Raw genomic sequence first — 22951 nt, 5'->3', positions numbered from 1 at the left:
TCACCTCTTCCCATTCCGAACAGAGAAGTTAAGCCCAACCGCGCCGATGGTACTGCACACCCGCGGGAGAGTAGGTCGCCGCCAACTTTATTTTCACAGCCTCTTTCAGTGTCACAACTGAGAGAGGTTTTTTTGTGTCTGCGCACATCTGAGCGTTTGCGAATCTGCCGAGGTCAGTAGTTGTCAGAAATGCGCTGCACGAAACGCTGCCTCTAATAAAACGCTAGCTCTAAACGCTAGCTCTAATGGGGGCGACGCGTCCCGCGTCGGGATAGAGAAAGTAGGGTAAAACGAACCCTGCTAAATAATAGCTGCATCTTTTCCCGACGCGAGACGCGTCGCCCCCATTAGAGCTAGCGTTGGGAGTTGCCTAATTATGCCATTCTGTGATAAACTCAAGCACCCAACGCTAGCTCTAATGGGGGCGACGCGTCCCGCGTCGGGATAGAGGAAGGAGGGTAAAACGAACCCTACCAAATAATAGCTGCATCTTTTTCCGACGCGAGACGCGTCGCCCCCATTAGTGCTTGCGTTTTGTGCTAGCGTTTAGAGGTAGCGTTTAGAACTAGCGTTTAGAGGTAGCGTATAGAGCTAACGTTTAGAGGTAGTGTTTGGCGATAGCGTTTAGATATAGCGTTTGGTGATAGCGTTTAGTGCTTGCGCTTTCATTCAGATTGACAGGTTGAAAAGCGAATTTAAGAAGCAAACACAGCATATCAGTATTTCCGTGAGCATAACGAGCGTTGTTATACTTGATGTTTTGTTAACCAAAAAAGTCTTATCTTGTTAATAATAGGTTGATATTAGATAATTGTTTATGTTTCCTTGGCGTTGATTTAACAATAGCTATATCTTTGCATTATGAAGAAATCGACGATATGGGTCATCGCGGGAGTGATGGGTTTCCTGTTCCTCGCGTTGATCTTTTTACAAGCAAAATACTTTGAAGAGGTAATCAATATGCGCAAGGAGCAGTTTGATGAATCTGTTACACGCAGTTTATATCAGGCAGCTCGCAATTTGGAACTCAACGAGACTAAACGTGGGTTGGAGCGTCGTTTTGGAAAACCAAATGCTTCGCAATCTAATGACTCGTTACAGACTGCAAACAATGGAGAAACTCCTTTTGAAGCAAGGATGCGGTCGACTATTCCGGCCAATGTGCCAAAGGGATTGTTTCTCGACAACTTGAATTCCAATTCTGTTGATGAATCTATACGCGACTCTGTTCGACAGCGCTACATTTATCAAAAAGCTTTGTTGAATGAGGTTGTATACTCTGTGATGTATACGCCGAGCGATTTGCCTTTGTCTGAGCGCGTGGACTTTCGGGCTTTGGATAGCGATTTAAGAGCAGAGCTAAGGAGCAACGGCATAAATATACCTTACCATTTTTACGTAACCACGTCAGATGGCAGGTTGGTTTATCGCTGTTCTGATTATACAAAAGAGGGCGACAGATACATTTACCGCCAGGTGTTGTATCCCAATGACCCCTCAGCTCAAAAGGGATTGCTTTACATTCATTTTCCTGACATGAAGAGCTTCTTATTCTCAAGTGTCAAGTTTATGATCCCGGCTATAATCTTCACCTTGTTGTTGCTGATAGTCTTTATCTTTACAATTTGGACAATCTTCCGCCAGAAGCGCTTGTCGGAGATAAAGAATGACTTCATAAACAACATGACGCATGAGTTTAAGACGCCTATATCTACCATTTCATTGGCAGCCCAAATGCTGCGCGACCCTTCAGTGGCGAAGAGCGAGACAATGTTCAAGCATATTTCGGGTGTTATTGTCGATGAAACCAAGCGCTTGCGTTTCCAGGTGGAAAAGGTATTGCAGATGTCGATGTTCGACCGCAAGGCTACCACATTCAAGAGTAAAGAAGTCGATGCAAACGCGCTTGTGCATGACACGGTAAATACTTTTCGGTTGAAGGTGGAGGCTGCTGGTGGCAAGATTGATGCCCATATTGATGCTGAAGATGCAATAGTGTTTGTTGATGAGATGCACTTTACGAACGTAATATTCAACTTGATGGATAATGCGGTTAAGTATAAGGCTGAGAACAGGGACTTGCATCTTGTGGTGACAACTCGTAATGAATCGGATAGCAAACTTGTCATTTCGATAGCAGACAATGGTATCGGAATCAAGCGAGAGGACTTGAAAAAGATTTTTGAGAAATTCTATCGTGTCCACACAGGCAACCGTCACGATGTAAAGGGTTTCGGACTGGGCCTTGCCTATGTACATAACGTAATTAAAGCATTGGGCGGTTCGATACATGCCGAAAGTGAATATGGCAAGGGAACGACGTTTGTAATAACGCTTCCTTTGATGGAGTAAAATAACTGAAATAAACAATATAAAATAGAATACGATTATGAATACCCCCGAAGAAAAAATGAGCGTTCTGCTTTGCGAGGACGATGAGAACCTTGGTATGTTGCTTCGCGAATATCTCCAGGCAAAGGGCTATGACACGGAACTCTGTCCTGATGGCGAGGCTGGTTATAGAGCTTTTACACAAAACAAATATGACCTTTGTGTGCTGGACGTGATGATGCCTAAAAAGGACGGCTTCAGCTTGGCACGCGACATTCGTCAGATTAACGAGGAGATACCTATCATATTCCTTACGGCAAAGACGCTGAAGGAGGATATTTTAGAGGGCTTCCGCATTGGTGCTGACGATTATTTGACCAAGCCTTTCTCTATGGAGGAATTGACGTTCCGTATTGAGGCCATTTTGCGTCGTGTGCGTGGTAAGAAGAGCCGTAACCGCACGCATTACAATATTGGTTCGTTCTCGTTTGATACGCAGAAGCAAATCCTCTCGCGTGGTGACGAGCAGACAAAGTTGACAACTAAAGAGAGTGAACTCTTGAGTTTGCTGTGTGCTCATGCCAATGAGATTTTGCAGCGTGACTTTGCGTTGAAGACCATTTGGATAGATGACAACTACTTTAATGCACGTTCAATGGACGTTTACATTACAAAGTTGCGTAAGCATCTTAAAGCTGATGAGAATGTCGAGATTATCAACATTCATGGCAAGGGGTACAAATTGATTACTCCCGAGCCAGAGGTTTGATGCTAAGGTACACAAATTAAATGAGTAAAGAGGTGTGTGGTTTTGTGCTGCACACCTCTTTCATTTTGTGATAATGAGTGCATTGAATGCTAAAAGGTCTTTCTTTTGTTGTTTTGGCATATCTTTTACAAAGTCAAGTTGTTGCGCACTTCGAGTTTTTCAGTAACTTTGCACAGGATAGACTGTGCCACGGTAAAGATTACAAATGAACTTGTATCTCTGCTCTCGGTTCGCACAATCTTTGCACAAAACATTACTCCCTAAATAAAGTATGAAACATAAATTGAATATCGCCTTGTTGCTGATGTTTGCTTTGGCATCAGTGTTTCAATCATGTAATGATGACGAAACCTATGCTGATAAGCGTAAACGCGAAAACAAACAGATAGCAGGCTTTATACAAACTGGAGCGCAAGTTAAAAGTGCTGATGATGAAGATGAATATTTGCTGAATATCCCAGGCAATATCAAGGTGATATCGGAGTCTGATTTTTACAAAAATGATAGCACGACCGATGTATCGAAGAATGAATATGTGTACTTTAACCGCACGGGTGTATACATGCAGATAGTGTCGAAGGGTGATGGTGAAAAGATTGCTGACGACAGTGAACCCAAACGTGTGCTTGTGCGTTACACCGAGTTCAACATTGCCGGCGACAGCATTCAGACATCAAATGGTCTGCAAAATGATCCGGACATAGTCAGTGTAACAAATACTTCGGGCACGTTTGCGGGTACATTTTTGAGTGGTGTGATGTATGATTCTTACAAATCTTCAGCAGCACCTCCAGCATGGCTCGTGCCTTTCACTTATGTCAAACTGACGCGTGACACGCGCAACTTGGCGCATGTGCGCTTGATTGTACCAGGTTCTTATGGTCAGGCAAATGCTTCGGCTAATGTCTATCCTTGTTTTTATGACATAACTTATCAGATGGGACGATAAAACGTCTTTTTGTGTTGAGACTAAAGGCTTATGATAAAGAATGGTCATGGCCTTTAGTCTCAATTTGTTGTTTTGTAACCTTATTCATAGCCTTAATAAAACCATGCCATTATGATAAAACAACTATGCTTGTTGCTCGTTTTGTTGTTGTCCCCGTCTTGCATGATGGCACAGATTGAGGACAAACCGTATATGACGTGGGACGAGTTTGTGCAGACTTATTATGAGGGAGAAAATGGTGAAGAAGACGAGTCCTTGCTTGAAGAACAAAGAGAAAGGTTGCAAGTGCTGATGCAGCACCCCATGCAAATTAACCGGTTGAGCAGGAGTGATTTATTGCAATTACCCTTTATTGATGAAACACAAGCAGATTCAATTTTGAGCTATCGAGAAAAACGTCATGGTTTCTTATCGTTGGGCGAGCTGATGCTGGTGAATGGTATGGATTATTTTACGCGCAGTTATTTGTCTTTGTTCGTGCGTTGTGATTCTGCCATGTTACAGTCGGAAGCGTATGTACAGCGCATGAGGGAACAGGACCGACTCATTGCCAAACTTGTACGTGGTACCCATGAGGTTGAAACACGTTTGAATATACCTTTGTATAGTTGTGCCGGGTATAAAGATGTTGATAATCCGACTGCTACAAACTATTATACGGGTAATGCCCTGCATCATGTTGTAAGGTATCGTTATCATTACAAACGTGAGGTGCTTTACGGATTGACCTTTGAGAAAGATGCGGGTGAGCCTGTTGCGGTGAGAGGTTTTTACCCTTATGATTATATTTCGGGGTACGTGCTGCTAAGGCCACGCGGCAAGAAATGGCGTGTTGTAATGGGAGACTATGATTTGCTGGGCGGATATGGTTTGTTGTATGGACGTCAGGTATATGGTAATAAGGCGCAGGCTTTGAGCAAGGTGAGCGGTAATGTAACAACCTTTCGCGCTCACACATCGACACAGGAGAGTGACTTCTTTCGCGGACTGGCAGCCAGTTATTGTAGCAAAGGGTGGCAGATGATGGCTTTTGTGTCATATCGAAAACTTGACGGAAGAACGCAGACTAGCACAGACACTGTACGTACTATTTTGACAACAGGATTGCATCGCACATTGTCTGAGATAAATTCACGTCGCACTTTGGGCTGTTTGACAAGTGGTGTACAGATAGTGTACAGCAAAAAGCAGTGGGGAATAGGTTTGGACGGCTATGTGGCACATTTCAATAGTGTGGTGTGGCCCAAGGTGCAAATTTATAACAGGCATTATTTTCGTGGACGTACTGCCGGCAATGTAGCTGCAAATTATTATGTAAGCCAGCGGCGTTGGAATTGCCAAGGCGATATAGCCTTTGATGCCAACGGGCACATTGCCACACAACATAGTTTGTCATGGAACGTTGGCACCAAACTGAATATAGGTGCACAATATCGGCAGTTCTCACCACGCTTTGTAAGTTTGTATGGCAAGGCTATACAACAAAACACGCGTGTGGCAAACGAACAAGGCTTGCTTGCCACCGTACGTTATTTGCCGCAAAAGAAGTTAGAACTAAGTGGTTATCTGGACGTGTTCCGCTTTCCGTATCCTACATTCAATTCGCGTTTCGACAATGCCAAAGGTGTTGAAGGCATGTTGCAGTCACTTGCGCAAATTGGTGCAGGCTGGCAGTTAATGGCTCGTTATCAGATCAGGTCGAAACAGCAAACTTACAATTACAAAAGCCAGGTGTTGAAGGAGTATGTGATGCGCCATAAAATACGTTTAAGTTCATTGTTCAAGGCCACTCGCGGTGATGTTGCTGTTCAGTTAGATGCAGCCTATACAGCCAAGCAGCGTGGTACATCGAGCAAAGGCATCATGGCTTCGTGCCGTGGCAGTTACAAGGCCAGCAAGCGGGTTACGGCCAAAGCGTTTATGGGCATATTCTTTACGGACGATACTGATTCACAGCTTTATGTGTACGAGCCTCAGTTGTTGTACACCAGTAGCTTTAATGGCTATGCTTATCATGGTATGCGGGGCGTGTTGTTGTGCAGTTGGCAAGTGCTAAAGTCTGTTGCGTTGTCAGTCCGCGCATCATCGCTTCATTATTTCAACAAAAGTAGCATCTCATCGCGTTTGGACTTGATATCATCATCATGGAAGAACGACCTCGCACTGCAGTTGCGTTGGATACTGTAACACTATAATTTGAAATGAAAAAAGTCTTTATGTTTTTGTTGGTTGTGACCATATTGTTTGCAGCCCGTGCTCAATCATCAATTAGTTTTCCTATCACGTTGCAGCATGTTGCGCCTTCAGTGATAGGGCCTGGCATTTATGCAATAAGTTCGTTAAATGCAGAGGGCACCGAATACTTTATGACCAGTAGCCTTTATCCTAATTCAAAGAAGGGAACGAAGTTGAAAGGTGAACGTTGCGTAGTAGATGCTGATGAGCGCGTAACATTAGGTGATGGCAACGCCCTTTGGCAAGTGGAGACGCTTGGCCAGGACAAGGTTGCGTTATACTCATACGCAGAACAAAAATATTTAGCGCGCAAGGCCGATGGCAAATTAGGTTTGACTTTTGCGCAATCCTTGTCAGACCGAGTTATGTGGACTTGTACCGTATTGCTCAACGGTAATGTGTTATTGTCCGATGGCGGGCGAACTTTGGCACTTGATGAAAATGATAGCCACGTGAATTTGTTCGACAACTATTCGAATGAGTATCTGCCCCATATGAAAAACGGCTTGAAACTTTACAAATTGGGGGCAGCAGTGTCGCAGGGAAATATGAAAATGCCAAAGAATGGCCATCGTTATTGTATCGCTTCAAACTATACGCTTTGCTTGAAAAATGGCAAAGAGCATAGTAACACAGATGCATTACTGTGCGATGGCAGTATAGCGCCATTTGAACAGTTAGCCGTGTGGACAGCCCATTTGCAGGGCGACAGCACCTTTGTGCTGAAAAATGACGAGGGCTATTTAGATTATAATTTGAATACCAATACCACCCAGTTCGTTTGGCGTTTGCGTAACGGCTATTGGCAGACAAACGAGGCAGAACCGCGTTATGTGAGTTATGCCGATGGCGCATGGGGCGTGTCAACATGGGCTGAAATGCAGCAGCCTGCATTACTGTCAGAAGTAGCCGAAGAGCCGGGTAGGAGTGTAACAGCGGCAGGCACATGCTTGTTGACGGGAGGCTGGACAACTTCAGGCTTGAAAAATCTGGACTTTGATGGTATAAAGTGCTTAGATGTTACAAAGGCCATATTGCCTAAAGATGTCAAAGCCTTTACACAACAACAATATAATTGCCCTGTGTTTGTAGGTGAAGCGCAAGCCGCAGCGGTGCAAAATGTATGGCATTTTGTGGTGCTGTGCAGGGGTACTGATTGTGAACTGCTCGATCAAAAATTAGTGATAACAGACAAGCAGCCACTTAATACAGACCGGGAAATAAGGATAGCTGAAGGCCAGGTAAGTTACAGACGAACAGCCGAAAACTCCAAGGCTTGGCAAACATTGAGTCTGCCGTATGATGCCGAGGTTATAACGGGGACAGTCTATGCTTGCACGGGAATGTCAGGTGATAGTTTGAGCTTTGAACAAGTCAAAGCATTGTCGGCACATACGGGCTACATTATAAAGCCTTCAAAAGATGGCGTGATAGAAGTATTGTCGGTAAAAGGACATATAGGCTTGACCAGTGCAGGCACGCAACAAAACTTGTTGAAAGCTAACGAATATGATTGGTTGGTAATAGCAGATGGTCAAGCTACTTGCTATATGCTGCACCCCACTTTGCAGAATTTTGTACCAGCACCATCTAATAGTCGTTTAGCTCCATTCAGAGCTTACATGCGCATGGTCAAAAGCAAAGCTCTACACATAAAAGTACGTTGAACCATTTCAGCTTGTGGTGCAAAGGTTAAGGCCTTATCCAGAAGGGTTTAGGCTTTTCTTTGTTGAATCGTGAAGTGCCAAGGCTTATGATACTGATTTTTGTGCCCTCGGCCTTTAACACCGCACGTGCACAGGCTCTTGTAGTACTGCCGGTTGTAATGACATCGTCCACAATCAGTACATGCTTGTTTTGCAGTGCCTCTGCATCGGCCAATTCGAATATGCCTTGCACATTCCTTCGGCGTTCGCTAATAGACATGTGTGTTTGCGTAGGATTGTCAACATTGCGTATGACAGACGTTGTGTCAATAGGAATGCCCGTAATAAGGCTAATGCCGTATGCAAGTCGTTCGCTTTGATTATAGCCGCGTTGCTTCATTCTTTGCGGTGACAATGGCACCGGCACCATACAATCAATGCCCTCAAAAAAATCAGTCCCTTGAAGTTCCTGTGCCATCATTCTGCCAAAATTCACTGCTATTTCAGGGTGGTTATGATACTTGAACATGAAGTAGATGCGGCAGTAATTTGATTTCGAACGATAGTAGAGCATGCTGTTGGCATGTTGTGTATAAACGGCATCGTCCCAAAGAATGCGCTCAAAAGTGCTGCCCTTTTTACCATGCAAATTAGTCATGGGCAACTCAAACAAACAGTTGAGGCACAAATCCTGTTCGCTTTCGAGCAGCCGTCGCCCGCACACGCAGCAGTAGCGTGGAAAAAGCGTGTTAAGAATGCTTTGACCTATATGCCGAAGGTGTATGTTCATGGTAAATATCGAAAAGTGTATTTGCTCCCTAAGTCTTTAACTTAGCGGTAGTTCACTTTATGCGTACAAACGTCATGTCGCCAGACACTTTCACGAGTTTGCGCCCCACAGCTTTTCGCACGGCATTTCCGCCTATGGCGTGGTAGGCATAGGTGTTGTCGTCTTTAATTTTCAGTTCAACATCTTGCGTGTCAGAGCCAATGTCATTGCTAAAGCGAATGTGGGCACAACTACCATCAATATGGCATTTTGTAATCATCCATGTGCCATAAATGCCATCCTTCATATAGCCGTGCATCTTGCCAAGAAAAGAAAATCCTGGAGCGGTAAGCGTTTCCTCGTAGAGGTTGATGTACAGATTAACGCCGAGCTCCTTGCAAAAGAAGTGCCCCTCAAACGGTCGTTGCGCCATGGCGCACATGCAGCTTGTCAGAGCCAAGAACAGCGTAAGAAGTGCTTTTTTCATTGTTTGCTAAAGTGTTTGAAGGGTTATCAATCCTCGTCATCATTGGTGCGCAAAATCATTGTTGTGGCCCCGATGGTAATGATATCGCCATCATTGATAATGACACGGTCGCGGTCGCCCAAAATTTCGTTTTGCAGGAAAGTGCCGGTGTTTGATGGCGCATCACGCAGTGTGAAGCGTGGAGTGCCGTTGGGCAGCAACTTGGCAGTAATGATGCAGTGCGTCGTATCCATGCTTGGGTCAACCGTCTTGATGGCGGCATTGGCATTAGAGCCTTTAACAAGTCGCCCAACAACGTTTTCGCCAGGGTACAGGGGAATTTCCTGCTTAAAGTGAAAGGCATTCTCCAACACTACCAATTTGCCAAGGACCGGAGTTTGTTCCGTGTCGTCCTCATCTTCTGTGGTCGCGGCAGGCTTGGGTTGAGGTATGCGTATTTTGAATTGTTTGTGGCACTCGGGGCATTCGAATACTAATACACGTCCTGGCTCATATTGAGTTTCGTCAAAAAGAATGGATTCGTCACATTTAGGGCAGCGTATACGTTTCATAGTGTTCTGTCATATTAGTTCAGCCATCTTCGTCAGCTTGTGCGAAGTATGTCTGTATAGTGTTAATAAAAAAAGGAATTAGGAACTTAATGTGTATTGTCTGTTGTCCTAATTCCTCTATTTAATTTCCATCACCCAAGCATCAGTAAAGGCTTCATGCCTTCGCAGCGTGTTGAGTGCTTTTTGTGCCTCATTTTCGTTGGCATAGTGTCCGTACACCACTCGCACCATTCTGCCGCGTTTATAGGCTGAGGCATCTTTCATGCCTTCTTGTTTCAACTTTTGTGCAAAATGCTGTGCATTGCTTTCGCTTATGGCACTTGCCAAAACCAGGGTGTAACGGCCAGCTTGCGTCGGCATTGTTTTAGCTGTCGGCGTTGTGTTGTTGGCGGTAGCAGCGCTTTCGGCTTGCGGCTGAACTGCTGGCTGAACGCTTTTGGCCTCCTGAGCCACATTGGTTGATATACTATTGTCTGAGTATGTATTGCTCAACAAAGCGTTAGTACTATCAGCATTTGTGGCAGCGTCTTGCATGACGGCAGGTCCAACCTCCTTAGGTTGAACAACCTTTTGTGTGGCGTTGTCAAATAACTGCTCATAAATGGCAGATGCTGCCTGCTTGTCATTCTGTGGCGAATTGCTGACAGGTGTTGCCCACAAGAAGTAGAAGAAAATGGTTACCACGGCAGCTGCCACGTAGTTAACCAATTCGCGGTTAATGCTGATGGTATAATTTTTCTCAGTGCGTTTGATGTGCACTTTCTTCTTGTCATGTGCAGCTGTGGCAGGCTTTTGCTTTTCGGCTTGTGCCACATTAGGTATGCTAACGGTGTCAAGGCCGTAAAGTTCGGGAGACAACACACCAGCCTCACATGGTGTGAAATTATATTTTCCGCCGATGCCAAGCGTCAAACGTCCAATACCCGAAAGCTCGTACTCGCCATTTTCTTGCAGTTCTTGTTTGAGCTGTTTAACTGCATCGTTGATGAGTTTGATCGTTTCGGGATAATTTGTGTCGTAAGCTTGCATGTATGACTGAACTAGCAACCCATCATTAAGTGTGAGTTGCTGATTAAAGCCCACAGTGCGGCATGGTGGCAAAAATAGTTGCTCACCTTCAACACGGCGTGCTGGCACATATTGTGTGATAAAACCACCCAATCCGGGCACAATTACACAATCATGCTTTAGCATAAGGCTTTCAATATGTCTGGAGAGTTCAATCATACTGCAAATTTACGCCTTTTATTTCGATTTATGCAAAGGTGCAAAGAGGTTTTTTTGTACTTTTTGTGCCGTATAAAAATGACAAACATGTTAAGTTGCTGATAAACAACAACTTAACATGTTTGCGTATGAAATGGGCCAATCTTCCGTATTGCGGAGTAGCTCTTGTAAAGGTTAATTATTAGAGCCACCCTTAAGGCAGTTTCAAGTCCATGCCAACGGTGATGTTGTTGGCGTCCTTGAGATGGTTTGCCTTGATAATCTTCTCAGCATACTCGTCCGAACCATAATATTTTCGTGCAATGCGGTAGACGTTGTCGCCAACTTTAACCTTGTGCGTGGTGGGCCTGGCTGTAGCCTCCTTTGCATGGGCTGCCTTTGCGGTTTTGGTGGCTTCTGTGTCTTCAGTCTTTGGCGCAGCAACTTCTGCCTGTGTGGTGGCTGGTTGTGTGGCGGTCTTTACAACCGTATCGGTGGGGCTGGTGCTCTTGGTTGTGTCAACAGGTTGCGGTTGCGCTTGGGGTGGCACAGACAGAGTGTTTGTAGCGTTGCTGTCGGCAGCAATGGGTTCGTCTATATTGTCGTTACAGTTAGGGCAGAGCATACGGTAGTAGCCGGCAAAGTAGCTTGCTGCCATCAATATTAAAATGCCCAGTATGGCGGTTGTCACCTTCCACCAGTTTCGTTTGTGCGGACCGGGCACTTCGCTATAAGTGTATCCAACTGAGGCATTCGTATTCTGATTGTCAGTGCCAGCACTGCTTGCCGTTTGATTGTTGATGGGGGCGGGCGTAGTTACCACGATGTCCTTTTCTTCCTCATCGTGTGCTTGCTCTGCAGTGTCGGTTTGTGCGGCGGGTTGCAGCTCTTGTCCTTCGCGGTGTTTGTCATCGCCCTTGCAGTTGTCCGGTTCCGCAGGCGCTTCGTCTTCTGCATCTACTACTTCTTTATCGGCCTCCGGTCCATTGTCGTTATCAATTATATCAGGTTGTTCTGGCTCATTTTTAGCATTGCCAGCGGTGGTGACTGGAGTCGTTGCCGTCACAGCCGGTTCCTGTTCCTCATTCGTGTTCGGTGTTTCGGCTGTGTCGGTTGTGTCTTGGTCCTGGTCGTCGCTATTGTCAGCACTGTCGTCGGTGGCAGTAGTGTCAATGTCGGCACTGTCGCCCTCGTCAAGCTCTTCTTCCTCCATTTCCTCATCAATCACTTCAAACTCCTTCGTGTCCGTATCGTCGTTCAAGTCAACAGCCTCGAAATGGGCAAATGGGCGATTGACAAGCTCTTTCATCGTGCTGTCTGGCGTGAACGAAACTTTGGTGTGGCCGCTTATCTGAAAGCGTTCTCCCGTGTTGATGTTAACACTCTCCCGTTCGCTTACGGCCACTAATTTGAAGGTGCCAAATCCCTTGATTTTAACAAACTTATCGTCGATAAGACCCTCTTCAATAATGTCAAAGAAAGCACGCACAAAGGCCTCGGCTGTTGTTTTGTCAACACCCTCGCTTTGTGCAATGTAGTCTGCGAAATCTTGTAACGTCAGTTTCTTCTTCATATTGTTGGCCACTTTTATTTCATCTTTTCCTTAAGCACGGCACTTGGTTTGAAGGCCAGCACCAGTTTGGGCGGAATGAGTTTGCGTTGTTTGTTGGCGGGGTTAACCACGACGCGTTCCATCTTCTTTTTTACTTCAAAAGTGCCAAAGCCTTGAACGGCAAGTTGTGTGTCATCGTCAAGTTTCTCGGCAATGCTGCCAACAAAAGCTGAGGCCATTTTTTGTGTGGCCTTTGCTGTCATGCCTGTACGTGCGGCAATAGCACTGATAAAATCTTTGTTATTCACAGAACTGCGGTTTTTGTAGTGTTATGTAACTCAAGTTTCGGATTTAGCAAGGGCGGGCTGAAAGCCCAATGTAGCACATAGCCCAGGGCAAGCGAAGCGGCACCCTGGGTATCGCGTGTTGGAGCAGTCGCGCCCTGTAAGGGCAAAAGTTTTAAGACATTGCGCAGGTATTGAACAAAATATACATACGATGTTCCTCTTTAAGATCGCTAAATCAGCTATCAAGCAAGGATAACAACATAAAGGGTTAAAGCTTTTGCCCTTACAGGGCGCGGAGACTTTACTATGCGGGAACCCCAGGGTGTCGCTTCGCTTGCCCTGGGCTATGTGTTCCATTGGGCTTTCAGCCCGCCCTTGCTAAATCCGAAACTTGAATTATGTAATGGTTCGCGTCTTTTTAATAAAGCAGATGCCCTGCATGGAGCATAGGTGTGTGCGAAATCAGTCAACAACTTCGCCATAAAGGTCAAACTCCTCGCTACCGGTGATTTTGACATTGTAGAAGTTTCCAATTACGAGCGGCTCATCTTCATTGCGTGCAATGAGCACTTCGCAGTCCACTTCGGGCGAATCGGCCTCCGTGCGTCCGATAAAGTATTCACCCTCCTGTCTGTCAACAATCACCTTAAGCGTTTGTCCAACCTTGTTTTCCGACAATTCGGTAGCAATGTCCTCTTGCAGCATCATCAGCCTGTCAAGGCGTTGCTCCTTCACCTCCTCGGGCACATCGTCGCGGTAATGTTTGGCAGCGTATGTGCCTTCCTCCTCGCTGTAAGCAAATGCTCCCATGCGGTCGAAGCGCGCTGCGCGTACAAAGTCCATCAGCTCGTCAAAGTCTTTTTCCGTTTCGCCGGGGAAACCAACCATGAGCGTTGTGCGGATACTGATGCCCGGCACTTCGCGGCGCATGGTGTCGATGAGTTCGAGCGTCTCAGCTTTGGTAATATGGCGCTGCATGCGGCTGAGCATATTGTCAGAGATGTGTTGCAGGGCAATGTCCAGATAATTGCACACATTGTCGTGCTCGCGCATAACGCGCAACAAGTCTGTGGGGAAGTGGGTGGGGTAGGCATAGTGCAGCCTTATCCACTCCACGCCGGGGATTTCTGCCATGCGCTCAATCAGTTCGGGCAGCCGTTGCGCTTTATAGAGGTCAATGCCGTAGTAAGTGAGTTCTTGCGCTATAATTTGAAACTCCTTTACGCCTTGGCCCACAAGTTCGCGCACCTCGTTCAGTATGTCCTCCATCGGGCGGCTCTTGTGTTCGCCGGTAATGATAGGAATGGCGCAATAGGCGCAGTGCCGGTTGCACCCTTCCGATATTTTGATGTAGGCATAGTGCTTGGGCGTGGTGGTGACGCGTGCAGCCTCGCCACAAATGGGGGTGCTCGGTTCATTGTCCTCCGCCTCCAAGTCGTTGATGAGTTCCTTCCAGTTAAATTTGCCGTAGAACTTGTCCACTTCGGGAATTTCCTCGCGCAGCTCGTCCATATAGCGTTCCGACAAGCAGCCCATTACAAACACCTTGTTAAGTTCGCCGTCGTTCTTCAACTCGCAGAGTTCAAGAATTTCGTTGATACTTTCCTCCTTGGCCGAGGCTATAAAGCCACATGTGTTGATGACAGCAATGTCGCCATGTGTGTGTTCGGGGTTATGGTGCACCATATAGCCATGCTCTTGAAACATGCTGAGCAGTTTTTCAGAGTCCACAAGGTTTTTGGAGCACCCCATGGTTATGACGTCAATGTTGTGCTTATATTGTTGCGTATTGTCGTTGTTCATTGTCTGTTATAGCGTCGAGTGTGTAGTGGTAGGGGGAGAATTGTATGTGCCTGTGGCGTGCGTAGGTATTTGAGCTTTAGTTGATATGCGCGTTGGCGTAATCAGCAAACAAACTGACAAGTTAGCGGGAGGGTGCAGGCAAGTTTGCCAACCTTTTTAAGTTTCTTGCCGTTCAAACTTTAACGTGGTTGAGTAGAGTATGACATACTTACCCGTCAACCCGTCAGCCCAAATCCTGTTATTTCAGCTCAGAGTTTTCAAAGAGCGAGTTGACAAACTCCTGCCGGTTAAATGGCTGCAAGTCGGTCATTTTTTCGCCAAGCCCGATATATTTCACAGGCACTTTGAGCTGGTGTGAAATGCCTATTACAACACCGCCCTTAGCCGTGCCGTCAAGTTTGGTTATAGCCAGGGCCGTCACATCAGTGGCTTTAATAAATTGTTTAGCCTGTTCGTAGGCATTTTGCCCGGTACTGCCATCGAGCACGAGCAATATCTCGTCGGGAGCAGAAGGCACAACCTTTTGCATCACCTTCTTTATCTTGGTCAGCTCGTTCATCAAGCCAATTTTGTTGTGCAAACGGCCTGCGGTGTCGATAAGCACCACGTCCGCCCCTTGCGCCTTAGCCGAATTTACGGTGTCGTATGCCACACTGGCGGGGTCGCTGCCCATTTGCTGCTTGATAACGGGCACGCCTACGCGTTCGCCCCAAATGACCAACTGCTCAACCGCGGCTGCGCGGAATGTGTCGGCAGCACCGAGCACCACTTTCAATCCGGCTTTCTTAAACTGGTAAGCCAGTTTGCCAATGGTAGTAGTTTTGCCCACACCATTTACCCCCACCACCATAATGACGTAGGGTTTGCGGTCGGTTGTAATGTTAAAGCCTTCAGTGTCGTCATTACCGCTTTGAGTGAGCAGCGCACCGATTTCGTCTTTCAATATGCTGTGCAGCTCGGCCGTGTTGACATATTTGTCACGTGCCACGCGCTCCTCTATACGGTGAATGATGTCGATGGTAGTGTCAGTACCAACGTCTGAGGTGATGAGTATCTCCTCAAGTTGGTCGAGCACTTCGTCGTCCACCTTGCTTTTGCCGGCAATGGCGCGAGTGAGTTTGCCAAAGAAGCTGGACTTGGTCTTTTCAAGTCCGGCATCAAGAACTTCCTTCTTTTCTTTTTTTGAGAAAATGCTAAATATACCCATGAATTTGTGTTGTTTTTATCACCTTCAGAGCCCGTATAGCAAACACGTTGCTATCATTGTTGCGGTGGAAGAAACTATTTGATGGGATTGCCCCAAAATATTTTTGCAAACTTACGAAAAAAGACTGAAAGAAACGAGAATTAGGCTCGAAAAGCAATGCCAGTGCGCCAGTGGGCTGCTTAAAGCAGCTCGGTGCGCAAGTGGGCAGACTGCAATGCTGAAGCCCCCGTGACATGCACATGCCGTATCTCCCACGGCACTTTTTGTGTAAATTGTCTGCACTCTGCACTTTTTGTCTGCACTGCTCTGACTTTCAAGCATTTACGCAGTGTATATAACCCCGAATTCTACCTACACTTTTACCTACACTGCCTGCACTTTTACCTACACTGTCTGCACTTTTACCTGCACTACCTACACTTTTACCTGCACTACCTGCACTTTTACCTGCACTACCTGCACTTTTGCTTGCACTGCCTGCACTTCTATCTACACATTTGTCTGCACTATCTACACTTCTGTCTGCACTGCGTTGATTTTCAAGTAGTTGCGAGTGTATATAACCCATTTTTTTGTCTGCACTGCCATCTGCACAGCCTACACTGTTGCACAACCATACACGTGTGAGCGTGGTGCGCGCAGTGCCGGTAAGTTTTAACGGCATAGGGCGAGCGAGAAACTTTTCGGAGCAACTGATAATTCGCCCTCCCTATGCTCGACAAGCACGTCTGCTATGCCATAAAAAGAGCACTGCCGTCTGCAACGCGTGCAGACGGCAGTGTATACAAAATTCAGACTTGTCTACACTGTGCAAAGCTCTGAAAATCAGTGCAGTGCATACAAAAAGTGTAGAGTGCAGACAAAACTCAAAAAAAAGATTTTCCAGACAATGAGGAAGGGGACTGTCGTGCTAAAATCCCTTCATTCGCGGGGTGGGGGCTATCCCTTAATTACCGCCACGGGCAGCAAACGCGTCTTGACTTTTACGAGGTCGGCTTCATTGTGAATGACTGTCTCAATGTCCTTGTACGCACCCGAAGCCTCTTGCATGTCGTCCTGGCAACGAATGGCATGTACAATGCCAAGCGATTCCAAGTGCGCCACCTCCTCGTTCAGGTTGAGGTTGTTGATTGCTGCCGTTCTCGACATCAGACGACCGGCGCCGTGTGAGCACGAACAGAAAGAGTCGGGGTTGCCCAACCCCTCTACAATGTACGAAGCAGTGCCTTGCGACCCGGGAATAATGCCCGTTGTACCCTTGCGGGCCAAGGTGGCGCCCTTGCGGTGCACAATCACGTCGTGGCCGAAGTGGTTCTCCCAGGCTGCATAGTTGTGTGCAATGTTAATCATTGGTTCGAAGGTTATGTTGGGCAAGGCGTCGGCCAGCACCTCTTCGATGCGCGTCATCATCACGCGGCGGTTACACAGGGCAAAATCGATGCAGTATTGCATCTCGGCCCAATAGTTGGTAAATTCAGGCGTGCGCACAGGCAAGAAGGGCAGTCCAATGTTGGGCGACACTTGAGAGTACCATAGCTTGTTGAGCTTGGCGGCCTTTTGGTTGTAGTAGTCGCCCACCTGCTTGCCCAGGTTGCGCGAGCCCGAGTGAATCATTATCCATAGCAGGCCCTCCTCGTCCTTTTGCAGTTCGATGAAGTGGTTGCCTCCGCCAAGCGTGCCAATCTCCTTCAGTATGGCTACTTGGCGGCGTTTTACTATCTCGAGCTTGTCGATGTCGTGCCCTTGTGGAAGCAGACTTTCGTCCTGCGCCAATTTGTGATGGTTCTTGCCCAATGGTATGCGCTTGCGTATGCCACGCATAATGCGCTTGCGCAATACTTCGGTTGAGATGTCGGCCACGTGCCAATTAGTTTTTACGGCACACATGCCGCAGCCAATGTCCACCCCCACGGCGTTGGGTATAACAGCGTTCACACAAGCCAGCACCCCGCCAATGGGCATGCCTTTGCCAGTATGCACATCAGGCATGATGGCCAGATGGTGATACAGAAAGGGGAGCGTGGTAAGGTTTGCAATCTGTTCCATTGCCGAATCTTCCACCTCATCGGCCCATATCTTTACGGGCCGGTCGTTAATCATTTTTACTTGCATAAAGTTTTGATTATTTATGAGCGGCCGCAGTTCATGCGTCTGGGTGTTTCTCTCTATAAGGACTATAGTTCTGTGAGGTATCACTCCCCAGAAAGACTTTGGCCGCTCAGTAGGTTAATTAAGGTGGTGCGTATAGCTCAGCGGTGCAACCGGGCGTTTCCCGATTGCGAGTGCAAAGTAATGAAGGTGCTCCGCAATGTTTCTGCGTAGCAAACAAAAAGTGATAAAAAACAACGGAAAAAGACGCATTTTGACCCATCTGCGCAGATATATTGCGCAGCTTTACCGGATTGCAGTATTTATTTAACGACAATAGAAATAATTAGGGTGTCCAGTTAAATCGATATCTAAAACGAGAACGTAGAACTGGACACCCTAACAAGTAATTATGCTGCGAATTTAAGGGAATGTACGAATTTAGTTTGTGCCTGACAAAAAATTGCAGATACAACCACTCTCATTGGTGGATTCTCCGTGTGTTCCATCACGTCCTCCTTTTTTATTGGGGTTATACTTCGGTTAATGTTCGTTGCGGGCGGAACTTTTCCGCCCGCAACGGCTTACTGCTTCCTCAAGGTAGGCAATGCTCCTTTAAGTTCGTAACGCCACTCTGAGCCTGCGTTCTGCAAGGCGCGGTTCATGGCATCAACGGCTTTCTGCCAGGTAACGTAAGTGCCGTCTACCTTCGTAGATTCGGGGGCGGTCTTATAGCCTCGTTCCTGATTGTTCTTCCAGTAGCAGGCGGTCACGGTGGTGTAGTTATCTCCCAACAAGCCGAAGATATGTACATTGCCAGTGCTACTACCCGTACTGGTTACGTTGCCCGTGGCATAGCAGGCACGAACGCCTTTTCCTCCGTTCATTCCCACCAGACCGCCGCCAGAGATATTCTTTTTGGGGGCTATTTCTATGATCACGTTGCCCGTGGCATAGCAAGCGGTCAGGGTGGCACCCCCATTCGTCTGACCTGCCACGCCGCCGACATAGACCGTTCCCTTCACTGTGGCAGAGGAGCTGCATCCGGTGATGGAACCGTTCCATTGAGCACCCACTACACCGCCGACGTACACCGTGCCGCTGACGCTGCCCGACACCGAGCAGTTTTCAATGGTGCCATCGCTATATCCTGCCACACCGCCGGCAAAGCCCGAACTGCGATTGCTTGTTATCTGTACGTCCTCCATCATCACGTTCTTCACCGTACCGGCATAACCGATAGAGCCGAACAGACCCACAAATTGGTCATTTGTCGTAACGGTCAGCCCCTTGATGGTATGACCGCCACCGTCGAAGGTGCCGGTGTATTTGTTGCTGAAACTTGTGCCTATAGGCATCCAGTCTTTGCCTGTGAGGTCAATGTCTGTGTCGAGGGTAATGTTAATGTCGCTCTTACCTCCGTTCACTAATTCGGCTACATTCATCAGGCCATCGGCGGAGGTCACGGTGTAGGTGCCGTTGCTCTCTATGGTATAGCCCAGGTCTTTTGCCGCAGCGAGGGAGACGGTGTAGGTATATTCACCGCCCGCCTGCCAGTCGGTAGCATTCTTCATCTTATAAACGAAGGTCTTGCCGTTAGTGAAGGTGCAGGTAATGAATGCCGTGCCAGCTGCCACACTTTGCGGGGCTACGATGGCGGTGTAGGTGTTGCTGCCCTTGTCATACGGGGTGATTTCGGCAGGGTTGTCGCCTTCGGTGGAGAGGCTCGTCAGTCGCACGGATGCCAGCCCCTCGGTGTAGTCCGTCAGAACGATGGTCACTCGCGCCGTGCGGTGGGTGAAGCGAAGCGTGGGGCTACCGTAGGTCACCGTCTGCCCGTCGGCTACGATGAGGTCGCTGCCCTCAAAGTCTTTCTGGGTACTTTGGTTGGATTTTACCTTTACCGCAGGTGGAATTGTCTCGCCAGCGGTGTAGGGCCACCACGCAGTGACGGTGATGTTGTTGTGGTTGGTCCAGTAGTACGGGTCGGTGGAGGTCAGCGTGGCGCTGGTGGGGTCGGCGGTGGAGGGCGTCACGTTGTACGTCTTCACCGTGCCGTCCATCATGACTGCCACGCTCTGCACACCCGTCCAATTGCCATCCGCGGGGGCACGGGTGCCGGCGATGGCTGTCGCGGCGGGATTCAGCCCCGTGGCGGTGAAGACGATGGGGGTGCCTTCCGCCCCTTCCGGTAGGAAGCCCGCTTCGTCCTGCGTGCAGGCGGCGAGTGAGAGGGCGAGCGCTGCAAGTGCAAAAAATCTTATCCTCATAATATCTGTTATTTTATTACTCTGGTTGTTTCCGTTGCGGGCAGAACTTTTCCGCCCAACGGTTTACTGCTTCATCAAGGTAGGCAATGCTCCTTTAAGTTCGTAACGCCACCTTGAGCCTGCGTTCTGCAAGGCGGTGTTCATGGCATCGACGGCTTTCTGCCAAGTAACGACAGAGCCGTCCACCTTCGTGGCTCCGGTGCTTTCCCTATTGTAGCCGATGCCTTGTTCATGATTGTTCTTCCAATAGCCGGCGGTCACGGTGGTGTAGTTATTTCCCAAAAAGCCGCCGATATGTACTTTGCCAGTGCTACTACCCGTACTGGTTACGTTGCCCGTGGCATAGCAGGCAAGGAGGCTGCTTCCTGCGTTCATTCCCACCAGACTGCCGCCAGCGATATTCTTTGCGGGGTTTATTTCTATGGTCACGTTGCCCGTGGCATAGCAAGCGGTCAGGGTGGCACTCGAATTCGTCTGACCTGCCACGCCGCCGACATCGACCGTTCCCTTCACTGTGGCAGAGGAACTGCATCCGGTGATGGAACCGCCTATTTGAGCACCCACCACACCGCCGACATACACCGTGCCGCTGACGCTGCCCGACACCGAGCAGTTTTCAATGGTGCCCCAGCTATATCCTACCACGCCGCCAATACTGCCGCCATATATTTGATTGCTTGTTATCTGTACGCCCTCCATCACCACGTTCTTCACCGTACCAGCTCTATTGAGCCAGCCGAACAGACCCGCATATTCGTCATTTGTCGTAAAGGTCAGCCCCGTAATGGTATGGCCGCCACCGTCGAAGGTGCCTTTGTATGAGTTGTCGTAGTCTGTGCCTATCGGTGTCCAGTCTTTGCCTGTGAGGTCAATGTCAGTGTCGAGGGTAATGTTAATGTCGCTCTTACCTCCGTTCACTAATTCGGCTATATTCATCAGGCCGTTGGCGTTATAGACCGTGTAGGTCTTGGTATTGCTGTCGTAGATGTAGCCCAAATCCTCGGCTGCGCCGCTCTCGCCGCCGCCGTCAGCCCAGCTGCCGATGGTGCAACCCTCTAACGTCAGGCCGGTGGCGTTCACCTTAACGGTATATTTATAGCGGCTGCCCGCTTCTAATACGACGTTGTTCTGCGGACGGAAGTAGAAGGTGCCGCCGCCGAGTTCCACCTTGACGAACGGCTTGCCTGCCGCAACGGTCTGCGGGGCGGTCAGTGCCTCGTAGGTGTTGCCGCTTGCATTGTAGGTCTTGATGGCGGTCGGGTTGCCGTTATCGGCGGACAGGCTCACGAGGCTCACCGTGGCACCAGCGACGCTCGTGAATCCCGTGCCGGGCTTCAGTTCGATTGTCACGCGTGCCGTGCAGTGGGTAAATTCAAGAGTCGGGTTGTTAAATTCCACCTTCCGGTTCTCAGCAGAGATGAAGTCGCTGTTCTGGAAGTCAGCCAGTTTGCTTTGGTCTTCTGCCACCTTCACGGCAGGCATCTGTGTGATGTCGGCCTTGTCGAAGGGGCACCATGCCGATACGGTAATCGGGTCGCGGCTGGTCCAGTAGTACGGGTCGTTCTCGCATGAAAGCGTGGCACTCTTGAAATCGGTAGAAGCCGTTACGGTGTATTCCTTTACCGCATCGCCCATCTTGAGTGCCACGGAAGTGACGCCCTGCCAGTCGCCGTCCACAGAGGCACGGGTGGAAGGGGCTGCCAGCGGCGTTGCTTCTACGGACAATCCGGTGGCACGGATGACGACGGGGTATTCACCTTCGGGCAGACGGTTATCGCCAGCAAGTTCGTCCTGCGTGCAGGCGGCGAGGGCGAACAGCAGTGCGGTGGCTGCGGGGATAAATAATCTATGTCTCATAATTCTTCATTCTAATCGATTAATTATTAACATCTTACAGGTCAGCACCCACATCTCCACCGTCTATATCGTTCCACTTTGCAATGGTGGCTTCGCTGACTTCAAGGACTTTGTTGCGTACCTTGACGGTATAGGTATAGTTGTTGCCCGCCTGCAGTGCGCCTTCGGGCATGGTGAGTGTGGCATGATATTCCTGACCTTTGTAATTCACAACCAACGGCAGGGATGCAACTGTCTGCGGGAAGAGGATGATCGATGAAGTGAGATTGCCGTCTGCCAGATTCATGGTCAGTTCTCCGGTCTGTAGTCCGTTGTCTGCGGTGGCAATACCGTCGGCCGTGTTGAACGTACCGGTGAGTAACAATCCGTCCAGCGTGTAACGTTCAGGCTTGACCACGCTGAAATTCACGCCGTCGCCCGCCTCGAAGGTAAGGGTTATCTGGCTCATGCGGTGGTGGAAGGAGTTGTCTTCACCGCCTTTGGCGGTTTTGTCGGTGAAGCTTACTACCGGGTTGCTTTTGTCTCCCGTGGCTCCTGAAGCAAAGAGGAAGTCGATGGCAGGCTGGTTCTGCTGCGCCGTGGCATCGGTCGTGGCTGTGAGGATGCCTCCCGCCGCGTTGTACGGATAGTAGGCGCGGAAAGTATGGGTCTTTGCATCTTCGATATAGATGACCTTTCCTTCTGCCTCAAATTTTCCGTTCTTCAGGATGAAAGGCACGTTGCCGTACTGGGAATCGTTGCCGATGTCGGTGATGCCGATACGGTCGCCGCCAGTCCAGGTGGTTCCGCTGGCGCGGGTGGCGGGGGCGATGTTGGCGGTAAACTGGGCGGCCACGGGGTCACCGTTCAGGTTCTCGTTGTCGTTGTTGCAGGCTACCAGTGCGAGAGCGAGCGCTGCAAGTGCAAAAAATCTTGTCTTCATTATATCTGTCATTTTATTGGTT

General features: G+C 48.5%; 18 protein-coding genes and 1 rRNA gene. 6 read left to right on the top strand and 13 right to left on the bottom strand.

Annotated elements, in window-relative coordinates:
• From rrf to BQ5453_RS13620, 6 genes are all read left to right on the top strand, one after another.
• A 5S ribosomal RNA gene (gene rrf, locus BQ5453_RS13645) occupies positions 1–87 on the top strand; the annotation flags it as partial.
• 774 nt (positions 88–861) lie between these two features.
• Positions 862–2352: a sensor histidine kinase gene (locus BQ5453_RS13640; protein WP_022103017.1), complete on the top strand. Its 1491-nt coding sequence runs from the start codon at positions 862–864 to the stop codon at positions 2350–2352.
• Positions 2353–2389: 37 nt separating this feature from the next.
• A complete protein-coding gene (rprY, locus tag BQ5453_RS13635; protein ID WP_022103018.1) occupies positions 2390–3100 on the top strand; it encodes a response regulator transcription factor RprY in 711 nt (236 codons plus the stop codon).
• A 271-nt stretch (positions 3101–3371) separates the two neighbouring features.
• Positions 3372–4049, top strand: coding sequence for a BamK family beta-barrel-assembly machinery protein (locus BQ5453_RS13630; RefSeq protein ID WP_071123596.1), 678 nt, complete (start codon positions 3372–3374; stop codon positions 4047–4049).
• Positions 4050–4160: 111 nt separating this feature from the next.
• Positions 4161–6236, top strand: a complete 2076-nt coding sequence (locus BQ5453_RS13625) for a ComEA family DNA-binding protein (RefSeq protein WP_083361249.1) — start codon at positions 4161–4163, stop codon at positions 6234–6236.
• A 179-nt stretch (positions 6237–6415) separates the two neighbouring features.
• Entirely contained in the window at positions 6416–7951 is a 1536-nt protein-coding gene (locus tag BQ5453_RS13620) for a hypothetical protein (protein WP_143033423.1), read from the top strand.
• 25 nt (positions 7952–7976) lie between these two features.
• On the opposite strand, the gene BQ5453_RS13615 is transcribed toward BQ5453_RS13620, so the two are convergent.
• From BQ5453_RS13615 to BQ5453_RS13560, 13 genes are all read right to left on the bottom strand, one after another.
• Positions 7977–8720: a ComF family protein gene (locus BQ5453_RS13615; RefSeq protein ID WP_071123593.1), complete on the bottom strand. Its 744-nt coding sequence runs from the start codon at positions 8718–8720 to the stop codon at positions 7977–7979.
• A 52-nt stretch (positions 8721–8772) separates the two neighbouring features.
• Positions 8773–9186 (bottom strand): hypothetical protein, encoded by a 414-nt coding sequence (locus BQ5453_RS13610; protein WP_235860103.1) that lies wholly within the window; start codon positions 9184–9186, stop codon positions 8773–8775.
• A 26-nt stretch (positions 9187–9212) separates the two neighbouring features.
• Complete coding sequence (locus BQ5453_RS13605) at positions 9213–9737, bottom strand: FHA domain-containing protein (RefSeq protein WP_071123592.1); 525 nt, start codon at positions 9735–9737, stop codon at positions 9213–9215.
• Between the two features lie 117 nt (positions 9738–9854).
• Positions 9855–10964, bottom strand: coding sequence for an HU domain-containing protein (locus BQ5453_RS13600; protein ID WP_071123591.1), 1110 nt, complete (start codon positions 10962–10964; stop codon positions 9855–9857).
• Between the two features lie 193 nt (positions 10965–11157).
• Positions 11158–12516: an HU family DNA-binding protein gene (locus BQ5453_RS13595; protein ID WP_071123590.1), complete on the bottom strand. Its 1359-nt coding sequence runs from the start codon at positions 12514–12516 to the stop codon at positions 11158–11160.
• 14 nt (positions 12517–12530) lie between these two features.
• Positions 12531–12803, bottom strand: coding sequence for an HU family DNA-binding protein (locus tag BQ5453_RS13590; protein ID WP_022103027.1), 273 nt, complete (start codon positions 12801–12803; stop codon positions 12531–12533).
• A 441-nt stretch (positions 12804–13244) separates the two neighbouring features.
• Positions 13245–14585, bottom strand: a complete 1341-nt coding sequence (gene rimO, locus BQ5453_RS13585; protein ID WP_071123589.1) for a 30S ribosomal protein S12 methylthiotransferase RimO — start codon at positions 14583–14585, stop codon at positions 13245–13247.
• Between the two features lie 238 nt (positions 14586–14823).
• Entirely contained in the window at positions 14824–15792 is a 969-nt protein-coding gene (gene ftsY, locus BQ5453_RS13580; RefSeq protein ID WP_071123588.1) for a signal recognition particle-docking protein FtsY, read from the bottom strand.
• A gap of 313 nt (positions 15793–16105) precedes the next feature.
• Positions 16106–16360 carry a hypothetical protein gene (locus BQ5453_RS14230; protein ID WP_143033422.1) on the bottom strand — a complete coding sequence of 85 codons (255 nt, stop codon included), beginning with the start codon at positions 16358–16360 and terminating at the stop codon, positions 16106–16108.
• A 371-nt stretch (positions 16361–16731) separates the two neighbouring features.
• Positions 16732–17904, bottom strand: a complete 1173-nt coding sequence (locus tag BQ5453_RS13575) for an RtcB family protein (protein WP_071123587.1) — start codon at positions 17902–17904, stop codon at positions 16732–16734.
• Between the two features lie 560 nt (positions 17905–18464).
• On the bottom strand, positions 18465–20150 hold the full coding sequence (locus tag BQ5453_RS13570; protein ID WP_071123586.1) for a fimbrillin family protein: 1686 nt from the start codon (positions 20148–20150) through the stop codon (positions 18465–18467).
• 63 nt (positions 20151–20213) lie between these two features.
• Positions 20214–22007 (bottom strand): fimbrillin family protein, encoded by a 1794-nt coding sequence (locus BQ5453_RS13565; RefSeq protein ID WP_071123585.1) that lies wholly within the window; start codon positions 22005–22007, stop codon positions 20214–20216.
• 34 nt (positions 22008–22041) lie between these two features.
• Positions 22042–22929 carry a fimbrillin family protein gene (locus tag BQ5453_RS13560; RefSeq protein WP_071123584.1) on the bottom strand — a complete coding sequence of 296 codons (888 nt, stop codon included), beginning with the start codon at positions 22927–22929 and terminating at the stop codon, positions 22042–22044.
• Between the last annotated feature and the right edge of the window lie 22 nt (positions 22930–22951).

It is taken from the genome of Prevotellamassilia timonensis, assembly GCF_900106785.1.
GTDB lineage: Bacteria > Bacteroidota > Bacteroidia > Bacteroidales > Bacteroidaceae > Alloprevotella > Alloprevotella timonensis.
Note: the sequence above shows the minus strand (reverse complement) of the source record. Positions and strands in the feature narration are given on the sequence as shown.

Bases quoted from the DNA above. Each gene is read 5' to 3' on its own strand.
- BQ5453_RS13630 (WP_071123596.1), top strand. From the start codon at position 3,372: ATGAAACATAAATTGAATATCGCCTTGTTGCTGATGTTTGCTTTGGCA.
- BQ5453_RS13625 (WP_083361249.1), top strand. From the start codon at position 4,161: ATGATAAAACAACTATGCTTGTTGCTCGTTTTGTTGTTGTCCCCGTCT.
- BQ5453_RS13565 (WP_071123585.1), bottom strand. From the start codon at position 22,007: ATGAGACATAGATTATTTATCCCCGCAGCCACCGCACTGCTGTTCGCC.
- ftsY (WP_071123588.1), bottom strand. From the start codon at position 15,792: ATGGGTATATTTAGCATTTTCTCAAAAAAAGAAAAGAAGGAAGTTCTT.
- BQ5453_RS13640 (WP_022103017.1), top strand. From the start codon at position 862: ATGAAGAAATCGACGATATGGGTCATCGCGGGAGTGATGGGTTTCCTG.
- BQ5453_RS13605 (WP_071123592.1), bottom strand. From the start codon at position 9,737: ATGAAACGTATACGCTGCCCTAAATGTGACGAATCCATTCTTTTTGAC.
- BQ5453_RS13610 (WP_235860103.1), bottom strand. From the start codon at position 9,186: ATGAAAAAAGCACTTCTTACGCTGTTCTTGGCTCTGACAAGCTGCATG.
- rimO (WP_071123589.1), bottom strand. From the start codon at position 14,585: ATGAACAACGACAATACGCAACAATATAAGCACAACATTGACGTCATA.
- BQ5453_RS13615 (WP_071123593.1), bottom strand. From the start codon at position 8,720: ATGAACATACACCTTCGGCATATAGGTCAAAGCATTCTTAACACGCTT.
- BQ5453_RS14230 (WP_143033422.1), bottom strand. From the start codon at position 16,360: ATGGGTTATATACACTCGCAACTACTTGAAAATCAACGCAGTGCAGAC.
- rprY (WP_022103018.1), top strand. From the start codon at position 2,390: ATGAATACCCCCGAAGAAAAAATGAGCGTTCTGCTTTGCGAGGACGAT.
- BQ5453_RS13570 (WP_071123586.1), bottom strand. From the start codon at position 20,150: ATGAGGATAAGATTTTTTGCACTTGCAGCGCTCGCCCTCTCACTCGCC.
- BQ5453_RS13560 (WP_071123584.1), bottom strand. From the start codon at position 22,929: ATGAAGACAAGATTTTTTGCACTTGCAGCGCTCGCTCTCGCACTGGTA.
- BQ5453_RS13595 (WP_071123590.1), bottom strand. From the start codon at position 12,516: ATGAAGAAGAAACTGACGTTACAAGATTTCGCAGACTACATTGCACAA.
- BQ5453_RS13620 (WP_143033423.1), top strand. From the start codon at position 6,416: ATGACCAGTAGCCTTTATCCTAATTCAAAGAAGGGAACGAAGTTGAAA.
- BQ5453_RS13575 (WP_071123587.1), bottom strand. From the start codon at position 17,904: ATGCAAGTAAAAATGATTAACGACCGGCCCGTAAAGATATGGGCCGAT.
- BQ5453_RS13600 (WP_071123591.1), bottom strand. From the start codon at position 10,964: ATGATTGAACTCTCCAGACATATTGAAAGCCTTATGCTAAAGCATGAT.